A 16159-nucleotide genomic window follows, 5' to 3' on the forward strand; every position below is an offset into this window, starting at 1 on the left:
ACGGTGCGGCGCAGACGGATGTCCGGGTGGTTCGCCGTCGTCCTCCTCGGCGGCGGCGCGGCGGCGCTGCTCGCCGCCGCGCTCCCCGGCCTCGGCGGGCCCGCCGGCGGGAAGCCGGCCAGCGTCGTCGGCGCCGTCGTCGGCGCGGTCGGCCTCGGCCTCGCCGTCTTCGCCCTCGTCGCCCGGCTCCGCCCCGAGCCGGCCCGCCGGCTCGTCCGGGTCGAGCCGCCCGGCATCGCCTGGCCGCACGGCGCCGGCATCGTCCCGCGGGCCGCTTCCTGCTTCCGCCACCGCGCGGTCACCGACCAGCTCGTCCGGCGGATCCGGCAGCCGCTGCCGCGCCGGGCGTACGTCCTGCACGGCGCCGCCGGCGTCGGCAAGACGCAGGTCGCCGCCGCCGTCGCCCGGCGGGCCCGGGACGCCGGCGACGTCGACCTGCTCGTCTGGATCAACGCGACCACCCGCGAGGGCATCGTCGCCGGGTACGCCGCCGCGGCCGACGACCTCACCGGCGCCCCCGGCCACGACGCCGACCGGTCCGCCGCCCGGCTGCTCGCCTGGCTCGACGCCACCGACCGGCGCTGGCTCGTCATCCTCGACGACCTCACCGACCCCGCCGACCTGCGCGGCCTGTGGCCGCCCGGCCACCGGCACGGCGACGTGCTCGTCACCACCCGGGTCCGCCGGCCCGAGCTGCTGCGCGGCCGGGTGGACGTCCCGCTCGGGGTGTTCGAGGCCGAGGAGGCCACCGGGTACGTCCTCGACCGCCTCGGCCTCGGCTTCGCCGAGCGGGGCGAGGCCGCGGCGCTCGCCGCCGAGCTGGACCGGCTGCCGCTGGCCCTGTCCCACGCCACCGCGTACATCAGCGACAACGAGCTGACCTGCGCCGAGTACCGGCGGCTGCGCGCCGAGCGCCCGCCCGGCGACGACCCGGGCGCCACCGTCGCCACCACCGCCCGGCTCGGCCTCGCCGGGGCCGACCGGTCGCTCGCCTCCGGGCTCGCCGGGCCGGTCGTCGCGCTGCTGTCCATGTACGACCCGTCCGGCGTACCGACCTGCGTGCTGACCGGCGAGCCGGCGCTGGCGTACCTCGCCGCGGCCCGCCCCGCGCCCGCCCGCGCCGCCGACCCGGCCGTCGCCCCGGCCGCCGTGGCCCGGGCGATCGCCTGCCTGCGCCGGTACCAGCTCGCCGGCCACTACGCCGCCGGCCTGTACGGCGGCCGCCCCGTCCACCTGGTCAAGACGCACGGGCTCGTGCAGCGGCTCGTCCGGCAGGACCTCACCCCCGGCGAGCGGGTCGCCGCCGCCCGGGCGGCCGCCGCGGCGCTGCTCGCCGCCTGGCCCGACGGCGAGGACGGCGCCGCCGGCCGGGTCCTGCGCACGCACGCGCTCGCGCTGCTCACCCGGGCCGGCGACGCCCTGTGGGCCGGGCACCGGGTCCCGCCGGTGCTGCTGCGCTGCGGCCGCAGCCTCGGCGCCGCCGGGCTGACCGTCGCCGCCGCCGCGTACTGGGAGGGGCTGGCCGCCACCGCCGCCCGGCTGCTCGGCGCCGACCACCGCGGCACGCTCGCCGTGCGCGGGCACCTGGCCTGGTCCCGGCTGGGCGGCGCCGGCCCGGACCGGATCGGCCGCGCCACCGCCGAGCTGGCCCGGCTGCTCGCCGACCGGACCCGGCTGCTCGGCGCCGGCCACCGGGACACCCTGCTGACCCGGCACCACCTGGCGTACTGCCGGGGGCTGGGCGGCGACGCGGCGGGGGCGGCCGAGGAGTTCCGGGCGGTGCTCGCCGACCGGCAGCGGGCGCTCGGCGACACCCACCCCGACACCCTCACCACCCGGCACCAGCTCGGCCGCTGGCTCGGCCGGGCCGACCGGCCGGACGAGGCGGTGGCGCACCTGGCGACCGTCCTCGGCCAGCGGCACCGGATCCTCGGCCGGGACCACCCGGAGACGCTGCTGTCCGCGGCCAACCTCGCCTGGTGGCGCGGCGCGCGCGGCGACCTGGTCGCGGCCAGCCAGGCGTACGGCGGGGTGGTCGCCGACTTCGAGCGGGTGCTCGGGCCGACCCACCCGCGGACGCTGCGCGGGCGCGGGAACCTCGCGTACCTGCGGCACGGCACCGGGTACCCGGGCGCCGCCGACGACCTGCGGGCGCTGGTGGCGGACCTGGTCCGGGTGCTCGGCGCGGACCACCCGGACACGGCGGCGACGCGGCGGGCGCTGGCGTGCGTGACGGGGCGGCGGGGGAGCTGCCCGGCGTACCCGACGCCGCTGTACGACCCGGCGGCCGGACTGTCCCCACCGGACGACGAGCCGCCCCCCACCCCGTCCTCCTGACCGCGCCCGCTCCGGTATCCCGCGCTCGTGGCCTGCCGTCGTTTCGTGGTGCGGAGCGGCGGTCGGCGCTCCGCACCCGCGCGTGCTCGGGCCCGCCGGCCGCGGCGTGTGGGCCTGCGCCGCCGTGGTCGCCGTCGGCGACACGCGCGGGGGAGTGGTGCGGGAAGTGCCGGCCGTACGGCCGGGGGCGTGGTTACGCTGCGCCGCGGGGGACACGGCGAGCGCTGCGCGGGGGTGCGGGATGGCGGTGACCGCGGTCGGGCTCGCCCCGACGGCCGTCGAGGTGGCGCGCGAGCGCGCCCGGCAGCGGCTGCTCGCCGCCCAGGCACCGGGCGGCTGGTGGCAGGGCGGCGTCGCCGCCAACGCCGCGGTCGACGCCGAGGACCTGCTGCTGCGCGAGTTCCTCGGCGTCCGGACCCCGGAGCAGACCGCCGCCACCGCCCGCTGGATCCGCTCCCGGCAGCAGCCCAACGGCACCTGGCCCACCCACCACGGCGGGCCGGGCGACCTGTCCACGTCGGTCGAGGCGTACGCCGCCCTCCGGCTGGCCGGCGACCCGATCGACGCCCCGCACCTGACCGCCGCCGCCGCGTACGTGCGCGCCGCCGGCGGCCCGGCCCGGGCCCGGGCGTACACCCGGATCCGGCTCGCGCTGTTCGGGCTGTGGCCGTACGACGCGCTGCCGGCGCTGCCGCCCGAGCTGCTGCACGTCCCCGCCGGGGTGCCGCTGGGCCTGGCCGACCGGGCCGACTGGGCCCGCCGGACGATCGTCCCGCTGACCGTGGTGTCCGCGCTGCGGCCGGTCCGCGCGGTCCCGTTCGACCTGGCCGAACTGGACTCGCCGCACCCGCCGCCGCCCCGCGCGAGCGGCCCGGCCGGGCTGCTGGACGCGGCGCTGCGCCGGTACGGCCGCCGCCCCCTGGCCGGGCCGCGTGCGACCGCGCTGCGCCGCGCCGCCGACTGGCTGCTCGCCCGGCAGGAGCCCGACGGCTCGTGGGGCGGCTGCCAGCCGCCGTGGGCGAGCGCGCTGATCGCGCTGCGCACCCTCGGCTACGGCCCCGACCACCCGGCCGTCCGCCGCGGCCTCGCCGGCCTGGACCGGTACGCCCGCACCGAACCCGGCCCGGACGGCGACCTGCGCCGGGTGGAGCCCGCGCAGTTCCCGGTCGCGGACACCGCGCTCGCGGTCGCCGCGCTGCACGCCGCCGGTACGCCGGCCGGCGACGCGGCGCTGGTCCGCGCGGCGGCCTGGCTGCGCGACGAGGAGGTCCGCCGTCCCGGCGACTGGCAGGAGCGCCGGCCGCGGCTCGCGCCGGGCGGCTGGTCCCAGCAGGTCGACAACGCCGGCGCCCCGGACAGCGCCGGCACCGCGGCCGTCGCGCTCGCGCTCGCGCCGATGGTCGGCGCCCGCGACCCGCAGGCGCTGCGCCCGGCGCTGGACCGCGCCGCCGCGTGGCTGTCCGGCCTGCAGGGCCGGGACGGGGGCTGGGCGGCGTACGCCGCCGACAACACCGCCCGCCTGCCCGCCCTGCTGCCGATGTGCGACGTCGGCGCGCCCACCGACCGCGCCGCCCCGGACCTCACCGCCGCGGCCGTCGAGGCGCTGTGCGCGCTCGGCCACGGCGACCGGCCCGCCGCCGCCCGCGGCGTCGCGTGGCTGCTCGGCCACCAGCAGCCGGACGGCTCCTGGTCGGCCCGCTGGGACACCAACCACGTCGTCGGTACGGCGGCGGCGCTGGCCGCGCTGGCGGCGGCCGGGATCGACCCGGCCAGCCGGGCGGTCCGGCGGGCGGTGCGCTGGCTGGTCGACCACCAGAACGACGACGGCGGCTGGGGCGAGGACCCGCGCTCGTACCGCGACCCCGGCTGGATCGGCCGCGGCAGCTCCACGCCGTCGCAGACGGCGCGGGCGGTGCTCGGCCTGCTCGCGGTGGGGGAGCGGGCGGGGGCGGCGGCCGGCGGGATCGGCTGGCTGGTCCGGCGGCAGCGGCCGGACGGGTCGTGGGACGAGCCCGAGTACACGGCCATCGCCGTGCCGGGCGACCTGCACGTCAACCGGGAGCTGTACCGGCTGGTGTACCCGCTGCGGGCCCTGGGCCGGTACACGGCGGACTGACCGGACCGCGCCCGCTGGTCGGCTCGGCCCGCCTGTTCGCTGGGTGGCCTCAGTGGAGGGTGGCGAGGGCCTTCGCGAGCAGGTCGGTGATCTCCGCCAGGTCGGCCTCCGTCGCGCACAGCGGCGGCCCGAGCACGATCAGGTCCCCGTCGGTGCCGTCCGCGCACCCCGTCGCCGGGTACACCAGCAGCCCGGCCGCGTGCGCCGCCGCCGCCACCCGCTCGGCCACCCGGTCGCCCCGCGGGAACGGCGCCGCCGTCTCCCGGTCGGCGACCAGCTCGACCGCGCGCAGCAGCCCGCGCCCGCGCACGTCCCCGACGTAGGGGTGCCCGGTCAGCGCGTCCCGCAGCATCGCGTCCAGCACCGGCCCCTGCCGGGCCGCCGCGGCGACCAGGTCCCGCTCCCGCAGTTCGCGCAGCACGGCCAGCCCGGCCGCGGCGCCGACGGGGTGGTGCGAGTAGGTGAACCCGTGGGTGAACCCGCCGTCGGCCACCGCCTCGTGCACCGCCCCGGAGCACACGGTCAGCCCGAGCGGCCAGTACCCCGACCCGGCGCCCTTGCCCGCGGTCAGGATGTCCGGCCGCACCCCCCAGTGGTCCACGCCGAACCACGCCCCGGTCCGCCCGAAACCGGTCATGACCTCGTCGGCGATGAGCAGCACGCCGTACGCCCGGCACACCTCGGCGACGAGCGGCCAGTACGCGTCCGGCGGTACGCACGCCCCGAGCGCGGCGCCGGCGATCGGCTCGGCGATGAACGCCGCTACCGGCTCGGCGGCGAACACGCCGGCCAGCGCGGCGGCGTGCGCGGCGGCGCAGCCGCCCGGGTGGGCGCCGGGGAAGGGGCAGCGGTACTCGTACGGCGTCGGCACCCGCCGGGCCTGCCCCAGCCACGGCAGGTACGGCGCGCGCAGCCCCGGCCGCCCGGACACGTCGAGCGCCCCGCGGGTGTTGCCGTGGTACGCACCGGCCCGGGCGACGATGACGTGCCGGTCCTCGCCGCGGGCCAGGTGGTACGCCCGGGCGAGCTTGAGCGCGGTCTCCACCGCCTCGCTGCCGCCGGAGACCGGGTAGACCCGCGGGTCGTCGACCGGCAGCACGGCGGCGAGCGCGTCGGCGTACTCCTCCAGGACCGGCGCGCGGAACATCGAGCCGTGCGCGTACGCCACCCGGCGGGACTGGGCGGCGATCGCGTCGGTGACGGCGTCGACGCCGTGGCCCACGCCGACGACGATGGCGCCGCCGCAGGCGTCGAGGTACCGCCGCCCGTCGGCGTCCCACACCTCCAGCCCGCGGGCGCGGGCGATGCGCGGGGCGTCGGCGCGGCAGCGGCCGAAGACGTGGCTCACTTCAGGTACGCCCGATCCGGGTCCAGTTCCTCGCGCAGCAGCCGCAGCTCGGCGGGCGTCGGCGGCGGCGACTCGGCGAGGTCGGCGGCGACGGACAGCGGCCAGCCGGTCGCCTCCTGCACCCGGGCCACGGTCCCGCCCGGGTGGACGGCGGTCAGGGTCAGCTCGCCGCCCCGGTTGTCGAACACCCCCAGGTCGGTGATCACCCGGCTGAGCCGCCGCCCGGAGCTGGTGACGAAGTCGACCTTCTCGACGAACGACCGGGCGGACTGGCGCATGAGGACGAACACCTCGCGCGCGTTCTGCGCGATCTCGCACGCGCCGCCGGAGCCGGGCAGCCGGGTCCGCGGCGCGGCGTAGTCGCCGATGACCGTGGTGTTGACGTTGCCGTACCGGTCGAGCTGCGCGGCGCCGAGGAAGCCCAGGTCGACGTGCCCGCGCTGGAGGTAGTACTGGAACAGCTCCGGCATGCTCATCGCCGCGATGGCGCCGGTGACCAGGCACGGGTCGCCGATGGACAGCGGTAGCCGGGCCGGCCGGGCGCCGTACACGCCGGACTCGTAGATCAGCTCGATCGCCGGCGCGACCGTGCGCTGGGCGAGCGCCACGGCGATGTTGGGCAGGCCGATGCCGACGAAGCAGACCCGGGCGCCGGCCATGGCCCGCGCCCCGGCGACGACCATCATCTCGGTGGGCGTGTACGCCGCCCCGGCGGGCGCGGTCACCGGTAGTCCCCGTAGTCGACGGCGCCGGACAGGGCGGGCGCCGGGGTCAGCGCCGGCCACCGGTCGGCGCCCAGCCTGGCCAGGTACCCGGTGTGGTCGGCGGTGCCGTACACCCACTCGTCCAGCCAGGCCGCCAGCGCCGCCGGGTCCCGGCTGATGGCGTCCCAGGCGAGGTAGAAGGCGTTGTCGCGGTCGTAGTGGCCCTGGGCGAAGGACGGGTGCGCGCCGCGCGGGCAGGGCACCACGGCGTCGACGATCAGGCCGGGCAGCAGCGTCCGGTTGGGGTCGGCGCGGACCACCGCCTCGTCCACGATCTCCTCGGCGACGACGATCACCTTCTCCGCCGCGAACGCCGCCTCCCTCTGGCAGCCCAGCAGCCCCCACACCTGGGTGTTGCCGGCGGCGTCGGCGCGCTGGGCGTGCACGATCGTCACGTCGGGGCGCAGCGGCGGGACCACGTACACCTCCTGCCCGTCGTACGGCGAGGCCAGCGCCCGCAGCGCCGGGTTGACCGCCGGCAGGTCGCTGTCGGCGTAGGAGCGCAGCGGGTAGAACGGCAGGTTCGCCGCCCCGGCGGTGTACCGGCCGACCATGCCGAAGTGCGAGTACTCCTCGATCTCCAGCGTGCCGCCCTCGATCGCCCGGCGGATCGCGTGCAGCGACCCGACGCCCGGGTTGCCCAGCCAGGAGAACACCAGCTTGCGGGCCACGCCGGCGCCGATCATCTGGTCGTACACCACGTCCGGGGTGAGCCGGCACAGCGTCAGGTCGCGCCGCCGCTGCCGGATCACCTCGTGCCCGGCGGCGAACGAGATCAGGTGGGTGAAACCCTCGATGGCCAGGGTGGTGCCGTCGCGGACGTACGCCGCGACGGCCTCCGCCATCGTCGTGACCTTGCTCAAGCCAGCCCCTCGGCGTCCGCGACGTCGGCCACTGCCGCGCCGAACAGCCGCAGCCCGGTGTCGGTCTGGGCGGCGGTGACGGTCAGCGGCGGGGACATCCGGATCGCGTTCTCGCCGGCCTCCAGCACCAGCAGCCCGCGGTGGAACGCCGCCTCCTGGACGAGGTTGGCGATCCTCCCCTCGGGGAACTCGACGCCGAGCATCAGCCCGATGCCGCGCACGTCGCGGACCATCCGCGGGTACCGCTCGGCCAGCTCGCGCAGCCCGAGCAGCAGCGCGTCGCCGCGGGCCGTGGCGTTGGCCAGCAGGTCCTCCTCGGCGATCACCCGCAGCGTGGCCAGGCCCGCCGCGCACGGCACCGGGCTGCCGCCGTACGTCGAGCCGTGCGCCCCCGCCGGCCAGGACTCCATCAGGTCCCGCCGGGCGATGATCGCGCCCAGCGGGAGGCCGGAGGCGATGCCCTTGGCCGAGGTGAGGATGTCGGGCTCGACGCCGAAGTGCTCGATCGCCCACATCCGGCCGGTCCGGCCCATCCCGGACTGGACCTCGTCGGCGACCAGCAGGATGCCGTACCGGTCGCAGACCTCGCGCAGCTCGCGCAGCCAGTCCGCCGGCGGGACGATGAAGCCGCCCTCGCCCTGGATCGGTTCGACGAAGACGGCGGCCACCTCGGTGGGGTCGACCTCGTACCGGAACAGCACGTCCGTCAGGTACGACACCGGCGCCGGCGCGTACGGCGCGTGCAGGACGCCGGGCAGCAGCGGCCCGAACCCCTTGTGGTACTTCGCCTTCGACGCGGTCAGGCTGAGCGCGCCGTAGCTGCGGCCGTGGAACGCGCCGTAGAAGCTGATCGCGTACTGCCGCCCGGTGGCGTACCGGGCCAGCTTCAGCGCCCCCTCGACGGCCTCGGCGCCGGAGTTGGACAGGAACACCCGCACGGGCCCGGACATCGGCGCCGTCGCCGCCAGCGCCTCGGCCATCTGCCCGTAGATCGGCAGGTAGAAGTCCGACGCCGAGTAGTGCAGCAGCTCGGCCGCCTGCTCCTGCACGGCCGCGACGACCGTGGGGTGGGCGTGGCCGGTCGAGTTGACGGCGATGCCGGCGTTGAAGTCGAGGAACAGGTTGCCGTCGACGTCCTCCAGCGCGCAGCCGAAGCCGCGCCGCGGCGTCATCGGGTACGCCCGGGGCAGCGACGGGCTGGTGATCGCGGCGTCCCGCTCGAGGACCAGCTTCGCCTGCGGCCCGGGTACGGGCGTGAGGAGGTCCGGCAGGGGCCGGGCCGGGTCGAACCACGTGGGGGTAGGGGACATCAGGACACCACCGTTCGGGATTGCTCGCGCATGAACTGCTGTACGTAGTAGGGGCCGCCGCCGGCCTTGCCGGTGCTGCCGGAGCCCTTCCAGCCGCCGAACGGCTGGACCCCCGGCCACGCGCCCGTGGTGGCGCCGGCCGGGCGGTTGACGTAGACGACGCCGGCCTCGATCCGGTCGAGGAACCGCTGCACCTCGGTCGGGTCGGCGGAGAAGAAGCCGGCGGTGAGGCCCAGCGGCAGGGCGTTGGCCAGGTCGAATCCCTGCTCGATGTCGTCCACCGGGGCGACGGCGACGAGCGGCACGAACAGCTCCTCGGCCAGCAGCCGGTCGTCGGCGGGCAGGTCGGCGACCACGGTGGGCGCGACGTAGTGGCCCTCGGGGCGGCCGTCCTCGCCGCTCAGTACCCGGCCGCCGGTGACCACCCGGCCGGCCTTGGCGGCGTGCGCGACGGCGTCGGTGTACCGGTCCACGGCCGCGGCGTCGATCACGGGCCCGAGGTGGTTCTCGCGCAGGGTGGGGTCGCCGACGCCGAACGCCCCGGCGTGCGCGACCAGCCTGTCCAGGAACGCGTCGTGGACCGCCCGCTGCACGTACACCCGGGAGCAGGCCGAGCACTTCTGCCCGCTCAGCCCGAACGCCGACCGGGCCACGCCGAGCGCCGCGGCGTCCAGGTCGGCGGCGGCGGAGACGATCGTGGCGTTCTTGCCGCCCATCTCGCAGATCGCCGGCTTGGGGTAGGCGCGCTGGAACGCCCGCAGCACCGCCATGCCGGTCTCGTACGAGCCGGTGAACGTCAGCCCGTCCACGCCGTCGTGGGCGACGATCGCCCGCCCCGGCGCGTCGTCGCCGGGCAGCAGGTGCAGTGCGCCGGCCGGCAGCCCGGCGTAGCGCAGGCACTCGACCAGCTTCGCCGCGCAGAACGAGCCCTGCAGGCTCGGCTTGAGCACCGCGGTGTTGCCGGCGACCAGCGCCGCGCCGACCGGGCCGGCCGCGAGCGCCATCGGGAAGTTGAACGGGCTGATCACCGCCCACACGCCGTGCGGGCGCAGCACGCTGCGGGTGGTCTCGCGCGCCGCGATCGTCGCCATCGGCTGGTCGAAGCCGTCGCCGTCCTCGAACTGCGCGCAGTAGTACCGGATGAGGTCGGCGGACTCCTCGACGTCACCGAGGGCCTCCAGTCGGTTCTTGCCGACCTCCAGGCTCATCAGGCCGGCCAGCTCGTTCGACCGGTCGCTGATCAGGTCGGCGGCGCGGCGCAGCAGCGCGACCCGGTCGCGCCAGGGCGTCGCCGCCCAGGCGGGGGCGGCCGCCCGGGCGGCGGCGACGGCGTCGGCGACGTCGCGGTCCGTCGCGCCGACGACGTCGCCGAGGACGAGCCGTACGTCGTTGGGGCTGGTCACGCGGTGCACGGGGCCGCCGGTGCGCGCGGCGCCGTCGACGATCGGCGTCACGGTGCCGCCGAGCCAGCCGCGGGCGCGGGTGACGCCCTCCTCGTACGCCTCGTGCAGTACCTCATGGTCCGCCGACAAGGTGGCATAAGTAACGCGGAAACGGGCAGTCACCGGCAACCTCCTCGATGCGGGATGTGCGTCCAGTCTCCCGGAGAAGAACCTTCAACTCAACGTTAGTACGGAAAATTCTCCGGTGCAGTTGACGTTTGTCAGGAGAACCTTCGTCCCTGTTTCGCATGTGTACCGAAGCGGGGTGCGACGGTCGGCCACTCCGCGACGGCTCGCGGCGGTGACCGCCGCCCGCCGCGCCGCCGTACCCGTTCGCTGCGTCGTGCGCGGTCCGCCGCCGCGGCTCGGTCGGCTGGCGGCCGGTCCGCGGTGGCGATGCCAGTGGAGCAGCCGGCGGCGGCCCGCGCAGCCCCGATTGCGGTGATCATGTCGAACGGACCCGGATTCGGCGCCGAACGGCGTCCGCTCGACTTGATCACCGGGTTCGGGATGGATCGCGGCCGGCGCAGTCGGCAGACTGGGCGCACCCGGCGGGTGGTCCGCCGGCGGGCAACGGGCGCCGGCCGCGGGTCGACCGGCGCGAGGCAGGGGAGGGTGTCGTGGGCAAGCCGTTCGCGTCGTCGGCCGATCTGGACGCGAAGACCGAGACGCTGGAGGTGCTCGCCGACGGGGTGTACGCCCTGACCGCAGAGGGCGACCCCAACGTCGGCGCGGTCGAGGGCGAGGACTTCGTCGTCGCGTTCGAGGCCAGGGCCACCCCGGCCGCCGCCCGGGACTGGCTCGCGGTACTGCGGGAGCACACCGACAAGCCGGTCCGGTACCTGGTCCTCTCCCACTACCACGCCGTCCGGGTGCTCGGCGCCAGCGCTTTCGACGCCGACGTGATCATCGCCCACGAGCGCACCCGGGAGCTGATCGAGGAGCGCGGAGCGCAGGACTGGGCCAGCGAGTACGCCCGCATGCCCCGGCTGTTCCGCGACCCGGCCGGCATCCCCGGCCTCACCCGCCCGGACGTGACGTTCACCGACCTGCTCCGGATCGACCTGGGCGGCGACCGCGGCCCGCTGGAACTGCGCCACTGCGGCCGCGGCCACACCGCCGGCGACATCGTCGCCTGGCTGCCCCGGCAGCGGGTGCTGTTCGCCGGCGACCTGGTCGAGGCGCGGGCCGCCCTGTACACCGGCGACGCCTTCCACGCCGACTGGTCCGCCGGCACGCTGGACGCCGTCGCCGCCCTCGGCGCCGAGACGCTGGTGGGCGGGCGCGGCGCGGTCAGCCGGGGCGCCGACGAGGTGGCCGCCGCGATCGGCCAGACCCGCGACTTCCTGCTGGTCATGCGCGACCGCGTGGGCGCGGTGCACGCCCGCGGCGGCACGCTCGCCGAGGCGTTCGCCGCGACCCACGCCGCGCTCGCGCCGACCTACGGCGCGTGGCCGATCTTCGAGCACTGCCTGCCGTTCAACGTCCAGCGGCTGTGGGACGAGCTGGACGGCGTCGACTGGCCGCGGATCTGGACGCCGGAGCGCGACCGCGAGGTGTGGGATCGGCTGCAGGGATGACCGCCCCGCCGCCCGCCCCGGTCGTCGTGGTGGGCAACGGCCCGGTCGGGCAGACGACCGCGCTGCTGCTGGCCCGCTGGGGCGTACCCAGCATCGTCGTCGACGCGCGGCCGGCCAGGGCCGCGATCGGCTCGCGGGCGATCTGCCAGGCGCGCGACGTCCTCGACATCTGGGCGGCCGTCGGGGCCGGGCGGCGGATCGCGGCCGAGGGCGTCACCTGGACGACCGCCCGCACGTACCACCGGGGCCGGGAGCTGGCCGCCTGGTCGTTCGTGGACCACGGCCGCTCGCCGCTGCCGCCGATGGTGAACATCTCCCAGTCCCGCACCGAACAGGTCCTCGCCGAGCGGGTCGCCGCCGGCCCGCTGATCGACGAGCGGTGGTCGCACGAGGTCACCGACATCGCGCAGGACGCCGCCGGCGTCACGCTCACCTGCGCCACGCCGGCCGGCCCGGTCCTCCTGCGCGCCGGGTACGCGGTGCTCGCCGCCGGGGCGCACAGCCGGCCGCTGCGCGAGCGGCTCGACGTGGACTTCGCCGGCGAGTCGTACGACGACCGGTTCCTCATCTGCGACATCCGCGCGGACCTGCCGGACCGGCGCACCGAGCGGCGGTTCCACTTCGACCCGCCGGGCCACGCCGACCGGCAGGTGCTCGTGCACCCGTGCCCCGACCGCACGTACCGGATCGACTGGCAGGTGCCGCCCGACTTCGACGCCGACGCCGATGCCGCCTCGGGCGGGCTGGACCGGCGGGTCCGCTCGATCGTCGGCGACGTCCCGGCCGAGGTGGTGTGGCGGACGGTGTACCGGTTCCACGCCCGCTGCGCCGACCGGCTCCGGGTCGGCCGGGTGCTGCTGGCGGGGGACTGCGCCCACCTGGTCGCGCCGTTCGGCGCGCGGGGCCTCAACTCCGGCGTACCGGACGCCGAGAACGCCGCCTGGAAGCTCGCGTTCGTGCTGCGCGGCTGGGCGCCGCCGGAGCTGCTGGCCAGCTTCGACGCCGAGCGCCGCGCCGCCGCCCTGGAGAACCTGGCGGTCACCGGGGCCACGATGCGCTTCCTCGCCCCGCAGAACCCGGCGGACGAGCGCCGCCGTCGGGACATCCTCGACCGGGCCCGGACCGACCCGGACGCGCGCCGGCTCATCGACTCGGGGCGGTTCGCCGAGCCGTTCTGGTACGTCGACTCACCGCTGACCACCCCGGACCCGGACCGCCCGTTCCCGGGGCGGCCGCCGCGCGGCCACCCGCCGGCCGTGGCGCCGGGGGTCCTCGTCCCGGACGCGCCGATCCGCCGCCCGGCCGCCGCGGGCGTACCGGGCGCCGCGTACCTCGGCGCCGCCGCCGGCTTCCCCGGTGGATCGGGTGACCCGCCCGGTCCCGGGGGCTCCGGCGGGTGGGGAGATCCCGTCGACCGGGCGGGCCCCGCCGGGCCCACCGGTGACAGCGGTTGGCTGCGGGGGATCGTGCGGGACGGCATCCTGCTGCTCACGACCGACGGCATCACCGCGGACGCCGTCGCGGGCGAGCTGGCCGGCCTCGCCGCGCCGATCCGGGTGCTGCCGCTGGCGGCGATCGACCCCGGCGGCGACGTCGCCGCCGCGCTGGGCGCGCGGCCCGGCGAGGTGTGGCTGATCCGCCCGGACGGCCACCTGGGCGCGGTCCTCACCCGGCCGCGGGAGGGCGCGGCCCGGGCCGCGGTCCGCCGCGTCCTCGGCTATCCGAGCGGACCGACATGAGGGCCACGAGGCCCGCGGTTGCGGCAGCCGCGGGCGACGGTTGCCGCGCCGCGCGCGGCGGGACGGCGGGGGCGCCGTGACCGGACACATCGGTGGGTCGGCAGAATCGGGTCATGGTGAGATGGGAGTACGCGCGGCTCGAGTATCGCGCCGCCGGCACACTGGGCACCGACAAGCACATGGACTGGACGGCGACGTTCCACCACCCGGGCGGCGTCGGCCGCTGGGGTACCGACGAGCGGTTCAACGACCTGGCGCACCTCAACCGGGCGGGCGCGGACGGCTGGCAGGCGTACGACCGGACGGTGCTCTACCTGCCGCACGAGCCGCACCGGCTGCTGAGCGTCACCTATTCGCTGCGCCGCCAGCTCGGCTGACCACGCCGTGGTCGGGGTGGGGCGCGCCGCGCCCCACCCCGCACCGGTCACATCGTGGTGTTGTGGTCGTGCAGGCCGCCGGCGTCGGCCGACGGCTTCGTCGTACCCGAGGCCGGGCCGGTGAGCGGGCGGCCGATGCTGCTGGTGTCGAACGCGTACGTGTGCACCGCGTGCGCGACCGCGCCGGCCATTTCCTTCAGGCCGCGGCGGTTGATGTTGGACAGGTCGTCGCACGCCTGGTGGTAGCACTTGTCGTACGCCTCGCCGGCCCGGCCGCCGTAGACCTTCGCCTCCTCCGCGGTCTTGATGCCCTCCGCGCCGGTGGCCAGGCCGCCGGACGGGATGTCCACACCCGCGGCGATGAACGGACCGTAGTCGCTGCGCCCGGAGAACGGCGTCTCCGCGCTCGCCAGCTTCTGCGACTTGAAGTAGTCGTGGAACAGCTTCTCGATCGCGCCGGAGCCCTTCGGGCCGGGCGCCGAGCCGGTGCCCGGCGGGAACGCGGAGTTGTCGCCGTCGTAGACGAACCGGACGTAGTTCGGCGAGCCGATCATGTCGAAGTTCAGGTACAGCGCCAGCTTCTTGCGGTCGGCGGCGGGGAGCTGGGCGACGTAGTGCGTCGACCCGACCAGGCCGGCCTCCTCGGCCGCCCACAGCGCGAACCGGACCTTGTTCTTCACCTTCGTCCCCTGCAGCCGCTGCGCGACCTCCAGGATCGTCGCGGCGCCCGAGCCGTTGTCGTTGATCCCCGGCCCGGCCTCGACGGAGTCCAGGTGCGCGCCGGCCATGACGACGTTGTTCGGGTCGCCGTCGGGCGACTCGGCGATGAGGTTCGCGGTGCTGGAGTCCCACCGCTTGGTGTCCGCGCGCAGGTGCAGCGCGAGCCCGTTCGGCACGGCCGCGACCAGGGCGGCGCCGACCTCCTTGGTGACCCCGGCCACCGGGAACTCGGGGCGGAAGTCGTTGCCCAGCGTGCCGGCCAGCTCACCGGGCACGTTGTTGATCACGACGACGCCGACCGCGCCGGCCGCGAGCGCGTGGGTCGCCTTGAGGGCGAAGGTGCACTCGCCGCGCTGGACGATCGCGATCGTGCCCTTGGTGGGCGCCGCGAAGTCGGTCGCCGCGCAGCCGAGCGGCGAGCCCGCCGGCAGCGTGGCCGGGGCGTGCACGTCGCCGCTGCCGGAGTAGCTGAGCAGGTGGTGCGGGATCGCCGCCGCCGGCTCCGGGCTCTCCCGGCGCAGCACCGAGGGGCTGTTCTCCTGGTATTTGCGGAACGCCAGCGTCTGCCGGACCACCCGGTAGCCGGCCTGCCGGAACGCCAGCTCGGCGTAGTTGACGGACACGTCGTAGCCGCGGGTGCCGGCCGCCCGGGTGTTGCCGTTGGCCTTCGCGATGCCGTCCAGCACCTTGAGCCGGTTGATGATGTTCTGGACCGTCACTGCCTTGCGCAGGGCGGCGGAGTCCGGCGGCCCGGCGGCCGCGGGAGCGGCGAGGAACGGTACGCCCAGCAGGGCTGCGGCGATGCCGGCGACTGCGGTCCGTCGCCTGCCGGTTGCGATCGGCAATCTGTTCGCGTGCACAAGTGCGCCTTTCTTCACGATGCGTCGCTCCGACCACTCCGATGCGTTGCGGGCACGGGCGCGGTGGGAGCCTCCCCAGGGACGCGCCGACGGTCCGGATCGGCCGTCGGCGATGTTCTGTGGAGTCTGGCACGGAAGAGGCCGGTCCAGAGTGGTCCGGCGGCGGGGAAATTTTCCGCCCCCGCCCGGGTGCCACCCGGGCGCGAGCGCGGCGGCTCAGCCGGTGATCTCGGTGACGACCTCGCCCGTGCTGCGGGAGAAGCGCACGTCGGGCGTGCCGAACCGGGCGGCGCCGTCGGCCCGCAGCGCGACCGCCGGACCGGCCTCGTACGCGGCGAACGCCGACGCCGACGGGAACAGGTAGCGCACCTCCACGGTCCGCTCGTCCAGCGTGATCACCCGCGCCTCGGCGGCGCCGGCGGCGACCACGTCCGCCGCGTGGCCGTCGGCGAGCCAGCTCAGGTAGTCGCGGCGGCGCTCCGGCAGCTCGAACTCCGCGCGCACGGTGTAGGCGAACGTCATGGCGATCTCCCCTGGTCGGGCCGCGTCCGGGCGGCCGGCGCGGCCCGCCCCGGCGGTGGGCGGAACCGGCGCGAATGTCGGTCGGCTGTGGGATCCTACGGCCATGGCGCCGCACGCGAGAGGGACGCTGCCCGGTCCGACCCCGCCCGGCGCCCGGGCGGCGGGCCCGGACCCGGCCCGC

12 protein-coding genes are annotated in these 16159 nt (G+C 76.9%); 5 read left to right on the forward strand and 7 right to left on the reverse strand.

The features are described 5' to 3' along the window. Positions 1-18 precede the first annotated feature (18 nt). Together IEY94_RS03150 and shc are read left to right on the forward strand one after the other, a co-directional pair. Positions 19-2337, forward strand: coding sequence for a tetratricopeptide repeat protein (locus IEY94_RS03150; RefSeq protein WP_189168459.1), 2319 nt, complete (start codon positions 19-21; stop codon positions 2335-2337). A gap of 241 nt (positions 2338-2578) precedes the next feature. Next, the gene (gene shc, locus IEY94_RS03155) at positions 2579-4453 is read left to right on the forward strand and encodes a squalene--hopene cyclase (RefSeq protein WP_189168460.1); all 1875 of its coding nucleotides are present in this window, start codon (positions 2579-2581) and stop codon (positions 4451-4453) included. A 49-nt stretch (positions 4454-4502) separates the two neighbouring features. Here the strand turns inward: shc and IEY94_RS03160 are convergent, their stop codons facing one another. The 5 genes from IEY94_RS03160 to IEY94_RS03180 are packed head-to-tail and all read right to left on the reverse strand — an operon-like array spanning position 4503 to position 10303. Then, positions 4503-5801 carry an aminotransferase family protein gene (locus tag IEY94_RS03160; RefSeq protein ID WP_189168461.1) on the reverse strand — a complete coding sequence of 433 codons (1299 nt, stop codon included), beginning with the start codon at positions 5799-5801 and terminating at the stop codon, positions 4503-4505. Continuing rightward, a complete protein-coding gene (locus IEY94_RS03165; RefSeq protein WP_229783267.1) occupies positions 5798-6526 on the reverse strand; it encodes a CoA-transferase subunit beta in 729 nt (242 codons plus the stop codon). The genes IEY94_RS03160 and IEY94_RS03165 overlap by 4 nt, the downstream gene beginning before the upstream one ends. Continuing rightward, positions 6523-7428, reverse strand: a complete 906-nt coding sequence (locus IEY94_RS03170; protein WP_229783268.1) for a CoA transferase subunit A — start codon at positions 7426-7428, stop codon at positions 6523-6525. Before IEY94_RS03170 ends, IEY94_RS03165 begins: the two co-directional genes overlap by 4 nt. Next, the gene (locus IEY94_RS03175; RefSeq protein WP_189168462.1) at positions 7425-8738 is read right to left on the reverse strand and encodes an aminotransferase class III-fold pyridoxal phosphate-dependent enzyme; all 1314 of its coding nucleotides are present in this window, start codon (positions 8736-8738) and stop codon (positions 7425-7427) included. Before IEY94_RS03175 ends, IEY94_RS03170 begins: the two co-directional genes overlap by 4 nt. Then, positions 8738-10303: an aldehyde dehydrogenase family protein gene (locus tag IEY94_RS03180; RefSeq protein WP_189168463.1), complete on the reverse strand. Its 1566-nt coding sequence runs from the start codon at positions 10301-10303 to the stop codon at positions 8738-8740. The genes IEY94_RS03175 and IEY94_RS03180 overlap by 1 nt, the downstream gene beginning before the upstream one ends. Positions 10304-10800: 497 nt before the next feature. Between IEY94_RS03180 and IEY94_RS03185 the strand changes: the two genes are divergently transcribed. From IEY94_RS03185 to IEY94_RS03195, 3 genes are all read left to right on the forward strand, one after another. Beyond that, positions 10801-11760, forward strand: a complete 960-nt coding sequence (locus tag IEY94_RS03185; RefSeq protein ID WP_189168464.1) for an MBL fold metallo-hydrolase — start codon at positions 10801-10803, stop codon at positions 11758-11760. Beyond that, the gene (locus IEY94_RS03190) at positions 11757-13499 is read left to right on the forward strand and encodes an FAD-dependent monooxygenase (protein WP_189168465.1); all 1743 of its coding nucleotides are present in this window, start codon (positions 11757-11759) and stop codon (positions 13497-13499) included. The genes IEY94_RS03185 and IEY94_RS03190 overlap by 4 nt, the downstream gene beginning before the upstream one ends. Before the next feature lie 113 nt (positions 13500-13612). Beyond that, complete coding sequence (locus tag IEY94_RS03195) at positions 13613-13876, forward strand: hypothetical protein (protein ID WP_189168466.1); 264 nt, start codon at positions 13613-13615, stop codon at positions 13874-13876. 47 nt (positions 13877-13923) lie between these two features. On the opposite strand, the gene IEY94_RS24145 is transcribed toward IEY94_RS03195, so the two are convergent. Beyond that, a complete protein-coding gene (locus IEY94_RS24145) occupies positions 13924-15441 on the reverse strand; it encodes a M28 family metallopeptidase (RefSeq protein WP_306341583.1) in 1518 nt (505 codons plus the stop codon). A gap of 231 nt (positions 15442-15672) precedes the next feature. Next, positions 15673-15978 carry a DUF4286 domain-containing protein gene (locus tag IEY94_RS03205; protein WP_189168467.1) on the reverse strand — a complete coding sequence of 102 codons (306 nt, stop codon included), beginning with the start codon at positions 15976-15978 and terminating at the stop codon, positions 15673-15675. Positions 15979-16159: the final 181 nt, after the last annotated feature.

This window comes from Pilimelia anulata (assembly GCF_014647895.1).
In the GTDB taxonomy this organism is placed as follows: domain Bacteria; phylum Actinomycetota; class Actinomycetes; order Mycobacteriales; family Micromonosporaceae; genus Pilimelia; species Pilimelia anulata.

Bases quoted from the DNA above. Each gene is read 5' to 3' on its own strand.
- IEY94_RS03175 (WP_189168462.1), bottom strand. From the start codon at position 8,738: ATGTCCCCTACCCCCACGTGGTTCGACCCGGCCCGGCCCCTGCCGGAC.
- IEY94_RS03195 (WP_189168466.1), top strand. From the start codon at position 13,613: ATGGTGAGATGGGAGTACGCGCGGCTCGAGTATCGCGCCGCCGGCACA.
- IEY94_RS03150 (WP_189168459.1), top strand. From the start codon at position 19: ATGTCCGGGTGGTTCGCCGTCGTCCTCCTCGGCGGCGGCGCGGCGGCG.
- IEY94_RS03205 (WP_189168467.1), bottom strand. From the start codon at position 15,978: ATGACGTTCGCCTACACCGTGCGCGCGGAGTTCGAGCTGCCGGAGCGC.
- IEY94_RS03190 (WP_189168465.1), top strand. From the start codon at position 11,757: ATGACCGCCCCGCCGCCCGCCCCGGTCGTCGTGGTGGGCAACGGCCCG.
- shc (WP_189168460.1), top strand. From the start codon at position 2,579: ATGGCGGTGACCGCGGTCGGGCTCGCCCCGACGGCCGTCGAGGTGGCG.